Consider the following 15,019-nt stretch of genomic DNA (forward strand, 5'->3'; position numbering starts at 1 on the left):
GGCCGGATTCCTGTGGTCTGGCTCACAGGGTCCCACAGAACTCTTCTTTGGTCCAGACCTATTGACGCACTGGTCTAGTCCTCTTAATCTCCGTGTCACCTCCGAGGAACGGTCCGGCGGGGTGCGCACCCCACGGGCCCAACACGACCCACCCCCTTGTTCGTTGTGTTCTCCCACCTCCCCAGGAGGAACCGATCGTGTTGTCCCCCACCGCGAAAAGAGCCTCGCTGCTCTCGTCCGGCGCAGCCGTCGCCGGACTGCTGCTCAGCTCGCTCTCCGGCGGCGTCTCGTACGCGGCCGACAACGAGTCCTGTCGCCCCGACGGGCTCTACAAGACGGCCGGCGTCGACGTGCCGTACTGCTCGGTCTACGACACCGAGGGCCGCGAGAAGATGGGCGCGGACCACCAGCGCCGGGTCATCGGCTACTTCACCGGCTGGCGCGACGGCAAGAACGGCCAGCCCGCGTACCTGGCCAAGGACATCCCGTGGGAGAAGATCACCCACATCAACTACGCCTTCGGGCACATCGGCTCGGACAACAAGCTCTCCGTCGGCACGGACGGTCCGAACAACGCGGCCACCGGGATGACCTGGCCCGGTGTGGCCGGAGCGGAGATGGACCCCGCGTACGCCTACAAGGGCCACTTCAACCTGCTCAACAAGTTCAAGAAGCAGCACCCGAACGTGAAGACCCTCATCTCGGTCGGCGGCTGGGCCGAGACCGGCGGCTACTTCGCGGACAACGGCAGCCGGGTCAACTCCGGCGGCTTCTACTCGATGGCCACGAACGCCGACGGTTCGGTCAACCAGGCCGGGATCGACACCTTCGCCGCCTCGTCCGTCGACTTCATCCGCAAGTACGGCTTCAACGGCGTCGACATCGACTACGAGTACCCGACGACCATGAAGGACGCCGGCAACCCGCTCGACTGGCAGATCGCCAACGCGCGCCGCGCCGGACTCGTGCAGGGCTACGCGGCCCTCATGAAGTCCCTGCGCGAGAAGCTGGACGTGGCCGGCGCCGCCGACGGCAAGCACTACCTGCTGACCGTCGCCGCCCCCTCCTCCGGCTACCTGCTGCGCGGCATGGAGACCTTCCAGGTGCAGAAGTACCTGGACTACGTCAACATCATGTCCTACGACCTGCACGGCGCCTGGAACGAGTACGTCGGGCCCAACGCCTCCCTCTTCGACGACGGCAAGGACGGCGAGCTCGCCGCGGCCAACGTCTACGGCTCCGCGCAGTACGGCAACATCGGGTACCTCAACACCGACTGGGCCTACCACTACTTCCGCGGCTCGATGCCGGCCGGCCGCATCAACATCGGCCTGCCGTACTACACCCGCGGCCACAAGAACGTCCAGGGCGGCACCGACGGCCTGTGGGGCAAGGCCACCGCGTCCACCTGCCCGGCCGGCGCCGGTCTGACCAAGTGCGGTGACGGCGCCACCGGCATCGACAACCTGTGGCACGACAAGGACACCAACGGCGTCGAGTCGCCCGCCGGCTCCAACCCGATGTGGCACGCCAAGAACCTCGAGAAGGGGATCGTCGGCGACTACGTCACGCAGTACGGCTTCCCCGCGAACACCACGCTGACCGGCACCTACACCCGCAAGTACGACTCGACGCTGGTCGCGCCGTGGCTGTGGAACGCGCAGAAGAAGGTCTTCCTCTCCACCGAGGACGAGCAGTCGGTGGCCGCCAAGGCCGACTACGTGGTCAACAAGGGCATCGGCGGCACGATGGTCTGGGAGATGGCCGGCGACTACGACTGGAACGCCACCAAGGGCCAGTACGAGATCGGCGACACCCTCACCTCGCTGATGTACGACAAGTTCAAGGCGGCCACCCCGTACGGCGCGAAGAAGTCCAACGCGACCCTGCCGACCAAGGCCGTGAAGATCGACGCGCAGTTCACCGAGTTCAAGCTCGGCGACTCGAACTACCCGATCACCCCGAAGATCAAGATCACCAACAACACGGCGGCCACCCTCCCGGGCGGCACGGAGTTCCAGTTCGACTACGGGACCTCGGCCCCGGCGAACGCCTCCGACCAGTCGGGCTTCGGCACCAAGGTGATCAGCAGCGACCACACGGGCAGCAACGTGGGCGGCCTGAAGGGCGACTTCCACCGCGTCTCCCTGAAGCTCCCGGCCTGGCAGTCGCTGGCCCCGGGCGCCACGGTCGACCTCGCGTTCAACTACTACCTGCCGGTGTCCACCCCCTCCAACTGGACGGTGAACATCAACGGCACGACGTACGCCCTCGCCGGTGACCTGGCGCGCGGCACGACGGTGGTGGAGCCGGGCACCACGACCCCGCCGACCACTCCGCCGACGACCCCGCCCACCACGCCTCCGACGACCCCGCCCACGACTCCCCCGACCACGCCTCCGACGACGCCGCCCACCGGCTGCGGCACGGTCCCGGCGTACGTCGCGGGCACGGTCTACAACGCGGGCAACGAGGTCTCCCACAACGGCCGCAAGTACAAGGCCCAGTGGTGGACCCAGAACGAGACGCCGGGCACGACCGGCGAGTGGGGCGTCTGGAAGGACCTCGGTCCCTGCTGACGCACCCCCTCCGAGACCCCCGGCGGCGGAACATCACGGCCCTTGCCGCCGCCGGGCTCCCACAGCGCCGCGCCCCCCTGTCCGGGGCGCGGCGCGCTCGCGTCTCCGGGGCCGTACGGGAGGAGCGCGGGTACGGCCTCAGCTCCCGAGCCCCGCGGTCGGCGCACCGAAGAGCTCGTCCTGGGCCGCGTCGCGGGCCAGGAGCAGGGCTCCGCGCAGCACCGCCGCGTCGCCCAGGTCCGTCGCGCGGACCTCCGCGCGGAGCGGGGAGAGGGCGGCCAGTTCGGCCTCCACGCGCGCGGCGAGCGCGGCGCCGCCCTGGTGGCCGGTCTCCCCGGCCAGGACCACGCAACCGGGGTCGAGGACCGAGACGACGGCCGCCGCGCCGATCGCGAGGCGGCGGGCCAGGGCGTCGAGGAAGGGGTCGGGGCCCGAGGCGAGCGCCTCGGCCGCGGTGAGGCCGTGGTCGGCCGCCAGTGCCTCCACGGCGGCCGCGCAGGCCAGCTCGTGGAAGCCGCCGTCGCAGCCGGTGGCCGAGGGGAGGCCGGAGGTTCCGGGCACCGGCAGGAAGCCGATCTCGCCCGCACCGCCGGAGGCGCCGCGGCGCAGCCGCCCGCCGAGCACGACCGCGGCACCGACGCCCTGGCCGAGCCAGAGCAGGACGAAGTCCTCCCGCTCGCGGGCCGCGCCCTCGCGCAGTTCGGCGACGGCGGCGAGGTTGGTCTCGTTCTCCACGAGCACGTGCGCGGGCAGCCGTTCCTGAAGGACGCCGACCAGCCGCCGGTGCCAGGCGGGCAGCCCCGAGGAGTCGCGGAGTTCCCCGGTGGCCGGGTCGATCAGGCCGGGGGCGCCGACGGCGACGGTGTGCAGCCGGTCGGCCCCCGCCTCCCGCACGGTCCGCTCCAGGAGCGTGACCGCCTTCTCCACGGCCGGCCCGGTGTCGCTGTCGTCGCCGACGGGCACGGCGGCCTCGGCGAGGGTGGCGCCGAGCAGGTCGGTGACGGTGACGGAGACCGACCGCGTCCTGACGTCGAGAGCGGCCAGGTGGGCGCGGTCGGCGACCAGCCCGTACAGCTTGGCGTTGGGTCCCCGCCGCTCCGCTCCGGACTCGCCGACGACATGGACGAGCCCGGAGCCCCGGAGGCGCTCGACGAGATCGGCGACGGTGGGCCGGGAGAGCCCGGTGAGCGTCTTGAGCTGAGTGGCCGTCAACGGTCCCTCGTCCTGGAGCAGTCGCAGGGCGAACCGGTCGTTGATGGCTCGTGCGGTGCTCGGGGATGCGGCCATGCGGCGATCCTCTCAGACGCGTCCGGGTGCGGAGGACGTTCCGCGGTCTATTTATCAGGCAGGGTTCCTGATAGTTTACGGCCGCACCCGTTCGACGACACCACACCACCCAGGGAGGGCCCATGGCGACGGAGACCGTCACCAGCACCGATCGCCTGCGGCGGGCGCGCTTCGCCGTCGCCGCAGTCTTCTGCGTCCACGGCGCCGTGACCGGCAGCTTCGCCACCCGCATCCCGTGGATCCAGGAGCACGCGGGCGTGAGCGCGGGCCAGCTCGGACTCGCGCTCGCCTTCCCCGCGCTCGGCGCCTCCCTCGCGATGCCGCTGGCGGGGGCCGTCTCGCACCGCTTCGGCGCCCGGACGGCGCTGCGCGGCCTGCTCACCCTCTGGACCCTCGCCCTGACCCTGCCCTCGCTCGCCCCGAACGTCTGGGGCCTGTGCGCCGCCCTCTTCGTGTACGGCGCGACCGCCGGCATGTCCGACGTGGCGATGAACGCGCTCGGGGTCGAGACCGAGAACCGGCTCGGCAGGTCCATCATGTCGAGCCTGCACGGCATGTGGAGCGCCGGCGCCCTCATCGGGTCCGCCGCGGGCACGGTCGCCGCGCACCTGGGCGGCGACGCCCGGCTCCACCACCTGATCGCTGCCCTGGTACTCACCGCCCTCGGCCTCGTCTGCTGCCAGGGCGTCCTGGACGTGCACAGCACCCCGGACGGGGAGGCGCCGCCGCGCTTCTCGCTGCCGCCCAAGTCCGCGCTGATCATCGGCGCCGTCGGCTTCTGCGCGGTCTTCGCCGAGGGCGCGAGCCTCGACTGGTCGGCCGTCTACCTCCGGGACGAGCTGGGCAGCTCGGCCGGGCTCGCGGCCGCCTCCACGACCGCCTTCGCGCTGACCATGACCGTCGCCCGGCTGGCCGGCGACCGGGTCGTGGACCGCTTCGGCGCGGTCCGCACGGTACGGGTGGGAGGCGCCGTCGCCACCCTCGGCGGGGTCATGGTCGTCGCCGCCCCGCACGCCGCCGTCGCCATGGCCGGTTTCGGCTTCATCGGCCTCGGGGTCGCGGTCGTCGTCCCGCTCGCCTTCGCGGCGGCCGGGCGCAGCGGCCCGAACCCGAGCCAGGCCATCGCGGGCGTCGCCACCATCACGTACACCTCGGGGCTCATCGCCCCCTCGGCGATCGGCGGCATCGCCGACGCGACCTCGCTGGTCTTCTCGTTCGGCCTGGTCACCCTGCTCGCCCTGGGGCTCGTGCTGGGCGCGGGCGTCCTCCGCTCCGGCGGGCGGGAGTCCGCCCCGGCGAAGGCCGCCCCGGAGCGGACCCCGGGCCCCGTCGGCTAGCCGGTCCCTCAGCGGGCCCGGTCGGACCGGACGGCGCCGCCGGAGGCCGGGGCGCACCTCCCCGACCACCGGCGGCGCATACCATGTGGCTGATCTTTTGCGGTCGCGACGCGGCCGCCTGAACCGTAGAACGGGAGCCACCTCATGAACCTCGGCGTGCGCTGGACTCTGCACGGCGACGGGAAGACACCCGCTCCCGGAGCCGTCGTCCGCCCGGACGAACGGCTCTCCTGGCCCCGCACGGTCGGCCTCGGCGCGCAGCACGTCGTGGCGATGTTCGGCGCCTCGTTCGTCGCACCGGTCCTCATGGGCCTGGACCCCAACCTCGCGATCATGATGTCCGGATTCGCGACCGCGATCTTCCTGCTCGCGACCCGCGGCACGGTCCCCTCCTACCTGGGCTGCTCGCTCTCGTTCGTCGGCGTCGCCGCCGCCATCCGGGCCGCGGGCGGCACCAGCGCCACCGTGACGGGCGCGGTGTTCGTCGTCGGCGCGGTGCTCTTCCTCGCCGGTCTCGCGGTGCGGCGGTTCGGCGCGCGCATCATCCACGCGGCGATGCCGCCGATCGTGACCGGCGCCGTCGTGATGCTGATCGGCTTCAACCTGGCCCCGGTCACCGCGGCCACGTACTGGCCGCAGGACCAGTGGACGGCGCTCCTCACCATGCTGTTCACCGGCCTCGCCGTGGTGTGCCTGCGCGGCTTCTGGTCCCGCGTCGCGATCTTCCTCGGCCTGATCTTCGGCTACGCCGTCTCGTGGATCTCCGACCTGGTCTTCGGCAAGATCCACTCGATGTCCGCGAGCGGCGAGGTCGCCGACCACTGGCGGCTCGACCTCTCCGCGGTCGGCCCGGCCGACTGGGTCGGACTGCCCTCGTTCCACGCCCCCAGCTTCGAGTGGTCCGCGATCCTGGTCGCGCTGCCCGTCGTCATCGCGCTGATCGCCGAGAACGCCGGACACGTGAAGGCCGTCGGCGAGATGACCGGCAAGCCGCTGGACGACCAGCTCGGCACCGCGATCGCCGCCGACGGCGCCGCCTCGATGCTGTCGACGGCCGTGGGCGGCCCCCCGAACACCACGTACTCGGAGAACATCGGCGTCATGGCCGCCACCCGGGTCTACTCCACGGCCGCCTACTGGGCCGCCGCCGGCTTCGCCCTCCTCTTCGGCCTCTGCCCGAAGTTCGGCGCGGTCGTCGCCGCCATCCCCGGCGGTGTCCTCGGCGGCATCACCGTCATCCTGTACGGCATGATCGGCCTGCTCGGCGCCCAGATCTGGATCAACGCCAAGGTCGACCTGCGCAACCCGCTCAACCTGGTCCCGGCCGCCGCGGGCATCATCATCGGCGTCGGCGGGGTGAAGCTGACCTTCACGGACACCTTCGAGCTGGGCGGCATCGCGCTCGGCACGATCGTGGTCATCACCGGCTACCACGTGCTGCGGGCCTTCGCCCCGGCCCACCTCAAGCAGCAGGAGCCGCTGCTGGACTCCGGCACCAGCTCGTACGAGAGCACGTCCGGCGACGAGCCGCCGTCGAAGAGCTGAGTGATTCGCCCGTTCTGGGGAAGCCGGGCCGGAGGAGTTCCCTCCCGGGCCCGGCGGCTGGGAGCCTGCCCGCATGGCGCAGACCCAGCAGATCGGGCAGAGCGAACAGACACGGCGGGTCGGGCGGCAGTCCGGCCCGTTCCTCGCGGTCGACCCCGTGGTGGACCGGATGCGGGCGTTCCGCGCGGCCTGGCATCCGGCCGACGGGGTCGCCGTCTTCAACCGGGTCTACCTCACCGTCACCGAGGAGATCGGCCACGCGATCGAGGCGGGCGGCTTCGCCGACCGGCGGGCCGCCGCCACCCTCGACGTGCGGTTCGCCGAGCGGTACCTGGCCGCGGTGGACGCGGCGGCCACCGGCCTCCCCTCCCCCGCGTGCTGGCGGCCGCTGTTCCGCTACCGCCGCCATCCCGGGGTGCGGCCGCTGCAGTTCGCGCTGGCCGGGATCAACGCCCACATCGGCCACGACCTGGCGCTCGCGGTGGTCGACACCTGCCGGGTCCTGGAGTGCGCACCCGCCGATCTGGAGGACGAGTTCGACCGGGTCGGCGACGTCCTGGCCCTCCTGGAGGAGCGCATCCGGGAGGAACTGATGCCGGGCCCGGACCTCCTGGAGGTCGCGGACCCGCTGACGCATCTGCTCGGCTGCTGGAGCCTCGACCGGGCCCGCGACGGGGCCTGGCTGGCGGCGCGCTCGCTGTGGCAGCTGCGCGGCCTGCCCGAGCTGGCCGAGGAGTTCACGGAACGCCTCGACCGCTCGGTGGGCCTGGTGGGGCGGATGCTCCTCACCCCGCTGACCATGCCCTGAGCACGCTCCGAACCGGCCGGGAACCTCCCCGGCCGGACGGCTCAGTCCTCCGGCAGCTCGACCGGGGCGATCTCGTCGTACACGTCGCCCGGACCGGGGTTCGTCCCGTCGGTGGCGCCGCCGAAGTGGTGCATCACGCCCCACACCGCGTTGAGCGCCGTCTGCACCGCGCCCTCGGCCCAGCCGGCCGTCCACGAGATGTCGTCGCCCGCGAGGAAGATGCCCCGCTTGTCCTCGGGCAGCCGGTCCTGCATGAAGTGCGTGAAGAGGCGCCGCTGGTAGCGGTAGTGACCGGGCAGGTTCGCCTTGAACGCGCCCATGAAGTAGGGCTCGTTCTCCCAGGAGACCGTCACCGGGTTGCCGATGATGTGCTTCCGGATGTCGACCTTCGGGTAGATCTCGCCCAGCGACTTCAGCATGACCTCCATCCGCTCGTTCGCGGACAGCGGCAGCCACTTGAGGCTGTCGTCGCACCAGGTGTACGAGAGGCAGATGGTGGCGGGCTTGTCCGGGCCGTCGTCCAGGAGGTACGTGCCGCGGGTCATCCGGTCGGTGAGCGTCATCGACATGACGTCCCGGCCGGTCGGGTTCCCCTCGTCGTCGACGGCCTTGTCCAGCCAGAACGGCCGGTCGACCGGGACGAACAGCTTCGAGCTCTCCATGTAGTGGGTGCGCTCGATCGCCGTCCAGTGGTCGATCGGGAAGAGCGAGTCGTCGCAGGCGATCTTGGAGAGCAGCATCCAGGACTGGGCGGTGAAGATCGCCGCCTGGAAGGTGCGGATGTCGCCGGAGGCGTCGGTGACGGTGATCCGGTTGCCCGCGGTCCGGTTCAGCCGGGTCACGGCCGGCTTCGGGGCGCCGTCGTGCAGGGAGCTGAGCGAGGTGCCCGGCGCCCAGTGGACGATCTTCTCCGGCTCGCGCTCCCACAGGCGCAGCGGCAGCTGCTGCGAGCCGCCGACGATGCCGCGGTGGTGGTCGTCGGCCTCGGTGTAGACGACGCGGAGGATCTCCAGGATGGAGTTGGGGAAGTCGGTGTCCCAGCCGCCGGTGCCGAAGCCGACCTGGCCGAAGATCTCGCGGTGCCGGAAGGACTTGAACGACTCCGACTCGCAGAGGAAGCCGTAGAAGGTCTGGTTGTCGAGCTTCTCGACGAGCTTCGACCAGATCTCGCGGATGCGCGGGACGTCGCGCTCGCGCATGGCCTGGTTCATGTCGGAGAAGTCGGCGCCCTCGTCGAGGCAGGCGTTCCACGCGTTCATCACGTCGCGGTAGACCTGCGGGAGGTCGTCGACGGTGGTGGCGTAGTGCGACTCGCCCTTGAGGTCGACGACGGTCGAGGGGGTCGTCTCGGCCAGCGGGTTGGGGAACGGCGTGGTCTCCAGGCCGACGAGGTCGATGTAGTGCTGGAGCGCGGTCGACGAGGGCGGGAAGCGCATGGCGCCCATCTCGGCGGTGAGGCCCTCGGTGGCGGTGCCCTCGAAGCCGACGGTCCGCAGCCGGCCGCCGATCTGGTCGGCCTCGTAGACGACGGGCTTGAGGCCCATCTTCATCAGCTCGTAGGCGGCGATGATCCCGGACAGACCGCCGCCGATGACCGCGACCTCGGTGCCGTGCTCGGTCGCCGGTATCTGGCCGAGGCCGGCCGGGTGGGCCAGGAAGTCGTCGTAGGCGTACGGGAAGTCCGGCCCGAACATGGTGATCGGCGGCTGGCCGTCGCTGTGGGGGACGGCGGTCGTGGGCACCGTGGACGTCATGGGGTACGGACTCCTTGCACGGAAAAGGGTGAGACTGGGCGACTGCGCGGGGCGGGGCGGGGGGCGGCTCAGACGAGGGAGCCGTAGAGCCCCGGGCGCCGGTCGCGGAGGTAGGGGTTCTCCTCGCGGGAGGCCGCGAGGAAGGCGGGGTCGACATCGCCGAGGACGAGGTCCTCGCCGCGGCCGGCCCGGGCCCGGGCGGTGCCGTCGGGCCCCACGAGGGTGGAGAGGCCGACGAACTCGAAGTCGCCCTCGGGTCCGGTCCGGTTGGCGTACGCGATGTACAGCTGGTTCTCGAAGGCGCGGACCGGAAGCACGGAGAGGGGCACGATCTCGGCGGGGTGCATGAGCGCGGTCGGCACGAGGAGGAGGTCCGTGCCGGCCAGCGCGTGCGCCCGTACGTTCTCGGGGAACTCGACGTCGTAGCAGATCATCATGCCGACGGTGAGTCCGCCGAGGTCGGCCTGGACGACGGGCCGGTCGCCGGGGGTGAACCAGGTCGTCTCGAATCCGCCGAAGAGGTGGGTCTTGCGGTAGTCGGCGAGGGCCTCCCCGTCGGCGCCGACGAGCCTCGCCGCGTTGTACAGGACTCCGTGCTGCTCGGTGTCGCGCTCCGGGTAGCCGTAGCCGACGGCGAGGCCGTGGCGGACCGCGACGGCCGCGACGGCGCGGGCGGACGGACCGTCGGCGGGCTCGGCCAGCCGCGCCATGTCGGCGCCGATGGCGTACCCCGTGAGGAAGAGCTCGGGGGCGAGCAGCAGGTCCGCTCCGGCGGCGGCGGCACGGCCGGCCGCCTCGTCGAGGATCTTGAGGTTGGCGGCCACGTCACCGAGCTCACCGGAGCTCTGGAGCAGGGCGGTGCGCAGCGCGGGCATGCGTGATCCTCGGAGGTCGGAGTACAGGGGGAAGACGTCAAAAACGGTACGGTTTCGCGCTCGGTCGGGACAAGACGGCAGCGTTGCGGACCGACCGTCGAACCGTTGCGCGATCGACGGGTGCGGCGGCGATTCATTGCGTACGGCTCCGCCCGGGGGCGGGGTCCGTCTCCGCCGCGCGGCGGAGGGGGAACCGTCCTGCGGCGCGACGCCGGGCGGCGGGCGCCGCGGAAGAGTGGTGGTCGTCCGGTTGACTTGCCGAAAGGACCGAAACGACCATGAACCGCCGTACGAAGACCGTCGCCGTCGCCGTCGCCGTCCTGCTCACGCTGGGGGCCGGGGGAATCGCCGTCGCCTCGGCGGATGTCGAGCAGGGGCACGGCCCGCGCGTGTCCCGGGAGGCGGCCGCGCTGACCGGCACGGCCGAGCTCTACCGGCCCGCCGGCGACGACATCACGTTCGCCTTCGACGCCCGTCTGGCGAAGAAGGACGTCAAGGACCCGCAGGCGGCCACGGGCACCTTCCGGTTCAGCCACTACAAGGACGGGAAGGGCGGCTACGCCGTGGCGAAGGTGGACTGTCTCGTCACCGGCGGCCGGGTCGCCGTGGTGACGGGCGTGGTCACGGAGACCGACCTGGAACACCTCCGGGGGAAGCGGGTCGGCGTCTCGGTGAACGACGACGGCCGGCGCGACCGGCTCGGCTACAGCTGGGTCGGCCGCGAGTCGGACCTCGAGGTGCCCCCGTGCCTGAGCTCGGCCCCGTTCGAGAAGGTGAAGGCCGGTACGGGTGACTTCCACGTGGTGCCGTGGAACGTCCCGTACCCGACCGAGTAGACCGCCCCACGGGGGTGGGCGGGCGGGGGCGGCGCAGGAACCACGGCCCGCGCCGCTCCGATCGCCCGGCCGTACGGCCGGGACCCCGAGCCGCCGGGTGCTACGCGGGCGAGCCCGAGGAGAAGCGCCGGAGCAGCGGCGACAGCACCAGGACGGACTTGGTGCGCTCCACGAAGGGCTCGCCCGCGATGCGTTCCAGGACCCGCTCGAAGTGGCGCATGTCGGAGGCGAAGACCTGGACGACGGCGTCCGCGTCGCCGGTGACGGTCGACGCGGACACCACCTCGGGATACCGCTCCAGACCTCGCCGGATGTCGTCCGGCGAGGTGTTGTGGCGACAGTAGATCTCGACGAAGCCCTCGGTCTCCCAGCCGAGCGCCGCCGGGTCCACCCGTACGGTGAATCCGGTGATGGCGCCCTCGGCCCTGAGCCGGTCCACGCGCCGCTTCACGGCGGGGGCGGAGAGGCCGACGAGCGAGCCGATGTCGGCGTAGCTGCGGCGGGCGTCTTCCGCGAGGGCGTGGACGATGCGTTCGTCGAGGTCGTTGAGTCGCACTACGGGTGGATCACTTCTCTGCTGAGGTCTCTGCCACGGCCGGCGCGGAGGCCAGCCGGGAGCGGCGCATGCCGTACAGGAAGTAGAACACGAGGCCCGCCGCCATCCAGCAACCGAAGACCACCCAGGTGACCGCGTCGAGGCTGAACATGTTGTAGACGCAGAACAGGAAGCCCAGGACGGGGAAGGTCCAGCCGAGCGGCACGCGGAAGGTGCGGTCCATCGTCGGGCGGGTGCGGCGCAGCACGATGACCGCGACGTTGACCAGGGCGAAGGCGAACAGGGTGCCGATGCTGGTGGCGTCGACGAGCTTGCCCAGCGGGATGACGGAGGCGAGGGCGCCGCAGAACAGCGACACGATGACGGTGTTGACGCGGGGGGTGCCGGTCTTGGCGTTGACCTTGCCGAAGGCCTTGGGCACGAGACCGTCGCGGGACATCGCGAAGAGCACACGGGTCTGGCCGTAGAGGACGGTGAGCACGACGCTGGCGATCGAGATGACGGCGCCGGCGGCGAGCAGGGTGCCCCAGAACTTCTGGCCGCTGACGTCGTTCATGATCGCGGCGAGGGTGGCCTCGGAACCGTCGAAGTCCTTCCAGTTCCACGCGCCGACGGCGACGGCCGCGACCAGGACGTAGAGGACCGTGACGATCAGCAGCGAGAGCATGATCGCTCGGGGCAGGTCGCGCTTCGGGTCCTTCGCCTCCTCGCCGGCGGTGGAGGCGGCGTCGAAGCCGATGTACGAGAAGAACAGGCTGGCTCCGGCGGCGCTGACGCCCGCCATGCCGAGCGGCATGAAGTCCTCGTAGTTGCCGGACTTGAAGCCCATGAAGCCGATGGCGCAGAAGAGCACCAGCGCGGCGATCTTCACGAAGACCATGATGGTGTTGACGACGGCGGACTCGCGGGCGCCGCCGAGCAGGAAGACCATCGCGAGCAGGACGACGATCAGGCCCGGCAGGTTGATGAACCCGCCCTCGCCGGGGGCCGAGGAGACCGCCGCCGGGAGCGTGACGCCGATCGTGCCGTCGAGGAGCTCGTTGAGGTACTCGCCCCAGCCGACGGCCACGGCGGCGACCGAGACGCCGTACTCCAGGACCAGGCACCAGCCGCAGACCCAGGCGACGAGTTCACCCATCGTTGCGTACGCGTACGAGTACGAGGAGCCCGCGACCGGTATGGAGCCGGCCAGCTCGGCGTAGGAGAGCGCGGAGAAGAGCGCCGTCAGACCGGCGATGACGAAGGCGACGGTGACCGCGGGGCCGGCCTTCGGAACGGCGTCGCCGAGGACGACGAAGATGCCGGTGCCCAGCGTGGCGCCGATGCTGATCATGGTCAGCTGCCACATGGAGAGCGAGCGGCGGAGACTGCCACCCTCACCCTGTCCACCCTCTGCGACCAGCTGTTCCACCGGCTTGCGCCGGGTCAGTGCGCCGAGAGCGGAGGTCTTGCGGGTGGTCGATTCCTCGACCGGTGGGGCTGCGCCGTGGTCCAGCACTGCGGAGGCTCCTTATCGCTGCCTGTCGTCGTGACGGGGGACCGCAGCGGTACGCGGGCATCACCGAGGACGCCCACGGGGGAGGGGAACCGCCGAGCAGACGGTCCACGCCACTCCTGGTACGAGGCACGAGCCTAAGGGTCAGAGGTTCGCACTCGTAATGCAGGGTTGTTGCGCACTGCCGGATGATCATTGCGCGCTGGGATCGCAGACGGGGAAACATTGCGCTCCCCCGCATGAATCCACCCATTGGGGGCAGGTGAACCACCTCTCTCGCGCATTGACTCCTCGGGCCCCATGACCCACGCTGCGAGGGCTCCACGACCCCCTCGATCGGAGGCCCCGGTGGGCTGGCTCGACCCGGCGCCCTTCCTGCGCGGCACGGCCTGGCTGGACGGGAACAGGCCGGTCCGCGCCGACCCCGACGACCTCGGGCGGCTGCCGTGGGACATCGCCGAGCGGGCCGCGCTGCCCATCGGCGTACGGCTGGAGTTCACGGCCGCCCCCGGCACGCGCGCGGTGCGGCTGCGCTACCGGGCGGCCGTCCCGGAGGCCGACGACCCGCTCGCCGGGCTCCGCCACTGCTTCGCCCTGTGGAGCGGTACGCGGCTCGTCGGCGAGGCGTGCGCCGCCCCGGCCGCCGAGGCCACCGTGACGCTCCCGCTGCCCCCCGGAGGCGGCGTCTTCACCGTCCACCTCCCCGAGGGTCAGGCACCGGTGCCGCTCGCCCTCCAGCCCCTCGGCGGGGGGCTCTCCCCCGCCCCCGCACAGCCCCGCTGGCTGGTCCACGGCGACTCGATCACCGAGGGCTGGTGGTCGACCCGCCCCGCGCACTCCTGGCCCGCCACGGCGGGCCGGCTGCTGGGGCTGGACGCGGTGAACCTCGGGTACGCGGGCGGGGCGCGCGGCGAACTGCCGCTCGCGGAGCACCTGGCGCGGCTGCCCGGCGAGGTGATCACCCTGGCGTTCGGCACCAACTGCTGGTCGGCGGTGCCGGCGACGGCCGAGTGGCTCTACGCCACCGTCCGGGCCTTCGTGGGCCTGGTGCGCCGGGGCCACCCGGAGACCCCGCTGCTGCTCGTCTCGCCGGTGCTGCGCCCGGAGGCGGAGCACACCCGCAACGCCCTCGGAGCGACCCTCACGGAGCTGCGCCGGGCGATGGAGCGGGCCGGCCGGGACCTGGCGGCGGAGGGCGACGGGCACCTGCTGCTCCTCCCGGGCCGGCCGCTGCTCGACGCGGAGGACCTGGCGGACGGCCTGCACCCCAACGACCGCGGCCACGCCAGGATCGCGGCGGCCGTCGTGGAGGCCCTCAGCGGCGTCCTGGACGGGGCGCGGTCCGCCGGGCGTCCGCTTCCTCCAGGGTCCTGACGAGGAAGGTGCAGGCGTCGGCGGCGGCGTGCGTCCGGCCCTCCGGGTCGGTCCAGGTCCAGCGGTCCGTGTAGGCGACGACCGGCGTGTAGCCGAGCCGGGCGTAGAGCGCCGCCGCCCGGGGATTGCCGTGGCCCACACCGAGCCCCAGGACGGTCCCGCCGCGCTCGCGGACCAGCGCCTCGGCCGCGCGGACCAGGTCCGTGCCGATGCCCTGCCCGCGGAGTCCCTCCCGGACGTCGAGGCCGTTGAACTCGGGGCACTCCCCCACCGCGGCCCGCACCTCCGGGGCCGCGCAGCCGTCCCAGCGGACCTGCCCGTGGCCGACGGGCACCCCGTCCCGCCAGGCGAGGAGGTACGTGCCCGCCCCGGCCTCCTGGCGGCCGAACCGGTCCGCGTGCCGGGTCGGCGCTCCGGGCGCGGGAAGGTGGCGGTCGAGCAGGGGCAGGTCGGCGGCGCGGCAGGGCCGGATCTCCGTACGGTCCACAGGGTCCATGCGGTGACCGTACGGGACGGCGGCGGGCCCCCGGGAAGGAGTTTCCCGGGGGCCCGCACCTGTCACCGAACGCTCGG

At 72.1% G+C, this 15,019-nt stretch carries 12 protein-coding genes; 6 read left to right on the plus strand and 6 right to left on the minus strand.

The window, feature by feature from the left end; all coding sequences use genetic code 11:
• Positions 1-197 precede the first annotated feature (197 nt).
• Complete coding sequence (locus tag ACF09E_RS18725) at positions 198-2,579, plus strand: chitinase C-terminal domain-containing protein (protein WP_392206170.1); 2,382 nt, start codon at positions 198-200, stop codon at positions 2,577-2,579.
• Between the two features lie 138 nt (positions 2,580-2,717).
• On the opposite strand, the gene ACF09E_RS18730 is transcribed toward ACF09E_RS18725, so the two are convergent.
• A complete protein-coding gene (locus ACF09E_RS18730; protein WP_392206171.1) occupies positions 2,718-3,866 on the minus strand; it encodes an ROK family transcriptional regulator in 1,149 nt (382 codons plus the stop codon).
• A 122-nt stretch (positions 3,867-3,988) separates the two neighbouring features.
• On the opposite strand from ACF09E_RS18730, the gene ACF09E_RS18735 reads away from it, so the two are divergent.
• The 3 genes from ACF09E_RS18735 (at position 3,989) to ACF09E_RS18745 (ending at position 7,556) form a co-directional block, all read left to right on the plus strand.
• Positions 3,989-5,203 (plus strand): MFS transporter, encoded by a 1,215-nt coding sequence (locus ACF09E_RS18735; RefSeq protein ID WP_392206172.1) that lies wholly within the window; start codon positions 3,989-3,991, stop codon positions 5,201-5,203.
• 144 nt (positions 5,204-5,347) lie between these two features.
• Positions 5,348-6,748: a uracil-xanthine permease family protein gene (locus ACF09E_RS18740; protein WP_392206173.1), complete on the plus strand. Its 1,401-nt coding sequence runs from the start codon at positions 5,348-5,350 to the stop codon at positions 6,746-6,748.
• 73 nt (positions 6,749-6,821) lie between these two features.
• A complete protein-coding gene (locus ACF09E_RS18745; protein ID WP_392206174.1) occupies positions 6,822-7,556 on the plus strand; it encodes a DUF5995 family protein in 735 nt (244 codons plus the stop codon).
• A 41-nt stretch (positions 7,557-7,597) separates the two neighbouring features.
• On the opposite strand, the gene ACF09E_RS18750 is transcribed toward ACF09E_RS18745, so the two are convergent.
• Together ACF09E_RS18750 and ACF09E_RS18755 are read right to left on the minus strand one after the other, a co-directional pair.
• Positions 7,598-9,310, minus strand: a complete 1,713-nt coding sequence (locus tag ACF09E_RS18750) for a flavin monoamine oxidase family protein (RefSeq protein WP_388806388.1) — start codon at positions 9,308-9,310, stop codon at positions 7,598-7,600.
• A 68-nt stretch (positions 9,311-9,378) separates the two neighbouring features.
• Positions 9,379-10,185, minus strand: coding sequence for a carbon-nitrogen hydrolase family protein (locus tag ACF09E_RS18755; protein WP_392206175.1), 807 nt, complete (start codon positions 10,183-10,185; stop codon positions 9,379-9,381).
• Between the two features lie 278 nt (positions 10,186-10,463).
• On the opposite strand from ACF09E_RS18755, the gene ACF09E_RS18760 reads away from it, so the two are divergent.
• On the plus strand, positions 10,464-11,021 hold the full coding sequence (locus tag ACF09E_RS18760) for a Repetin (protein ID WP_392206176.1): 558 nt from the start codon (positions 10,464-10,466) through the stop codon (positions 11,019-11,021).
• Between the two features lie 100 nt (positions 11,022-11,121).
• Here ACF09E_RS18760 and ACF09E_RS18765 read toward each other — a convergent pair whose 3' ends face one another.
• Together ACF09E_RS18765 and ACF09E_RS18770 are read right to left on the minus strand one after the other, a co-directional pair.
• Positions 11,122-11,577: an Lrp/AsnC family transcriptional regulator gene (locus tag ACF09E_RS18765; protein WP_015032260.1), complete on the minus strand. Its 456-nt coding sequence runs from the start codon at positions 11,575-11,577 to the stop codon at positions 11,122-11,124.
• Positions 11,578-11,587: 10 nt separating this feature from the next.
• On the minus strand, positions 11,588-13,075 hold the full coding sequence (locus tag ACF09E_RS18770) for an amino acid permease (protein ID WP_392206177.1): 1,488 nt from the start codon (positions 13,073-13,075) through the stop codon (positions 11,588-11,590).
• Between the two features lie 345 nt (positions 13,076-13,420).
• Between ACF09E_RS18770 and ACF09E_RS18775 the strand changes: the two genes are divergently transcribed.
• Positions 13,421-14,446: a GDSL-type esterase/lipase family protein gene (locus ACF09E_RS18775; RefSeq protein ID WP_392206178.1), complete on the plus strand. Its 1,026-nt coding sequence runs from the start codon at positions 13,421-13,423 to the stop codon at positions 14,444-14,446.
• On the opposite strand, the gene ACF09E_RS18780 is transcribed toward ACF09E_RS18775, so the two are convergent.
• Positions 14,388-14,942: a GNAT family N-acetyltransferase gene (locus tag ACF09E_RS18780; protein ID WP_392206179.1), complete on the minus strand. Its 555-nt coding sequence runs from the start codon at positions 14,940-14,942 to the stop codon at positions 14,388-14,390. The genes ACF09E_RS18775 and ACF09E_RS18780 overlap by 59 nt on opposite strands.
• Positions 14,943-15,019: the final 77 nt, after the last annotated feature.

This window comes from Streptomyces sp. NPDC014891, assembly GCF_043081085.1.
Taxonomy (GTDB): Bacteria; Actinomycetota; Actinomycetes; order Streptomycetales; family Streptomycetaceae; genus Streptomyces.

Coding starts and splice junctions, on each gene's coding strand:
- ACF09E_RS18730 (WP_392206171.1), bottom strand. CDS start 3,866: ATGGCCGCATCCCCGAGCACCGCACGAGCCATCAACGACCGGTTCGCC.
- ACF09E_RS18735 (WP_392206172.1), top strand. CDS start 3,989: ATGGCGACGGAGACCGTCACCAGCACCGATCGCCTGCGGCGGGCGCGC.
- ACF09E_RS18740 (WP_392206173.1), top strand. CDS start 5,348: ATGAACCTCGGCGTGCGCTGGACTCTGCACGGCGACGGGAAGACACCC.
- ACF09E_RS18745 (WP_392206174.1), top strand. CDS start 6,822: ATGGCGCAGACCCAGCAGATCGGGCAGAGCGAACAGACACGGCGGGTC.
- ACF09E_RS18750 (WP_388806388.1), bottom strand. CDS start 9,310: ATGACGTCCACGGTGCCCACGACCGCCGTCCCCCACAGCGACGGCCAG.
- ACF09E_RS18755 (WP_392206175.1), bottom strand. CDS start 10,185: ATGCCCGCGCTGCGCACCGCCCTGCTCCAGAGCTCCGGTGAGCTCGGT.
- ACF09E_RS18760 (WP_392206176.1), top strand. CDS start 10,464: ATGAACCGCCGTACGAAGACCGTCGCCGTCGCCGTCGCCGTCCTGCTC.
- ACF09E_RS18780 (WP_392206179.1), bottom strand. CDS start 14,942: ATGGACCCTGTGGACCGTACGGAGATCCGGCCCTGCCGCGCCGCCGAC.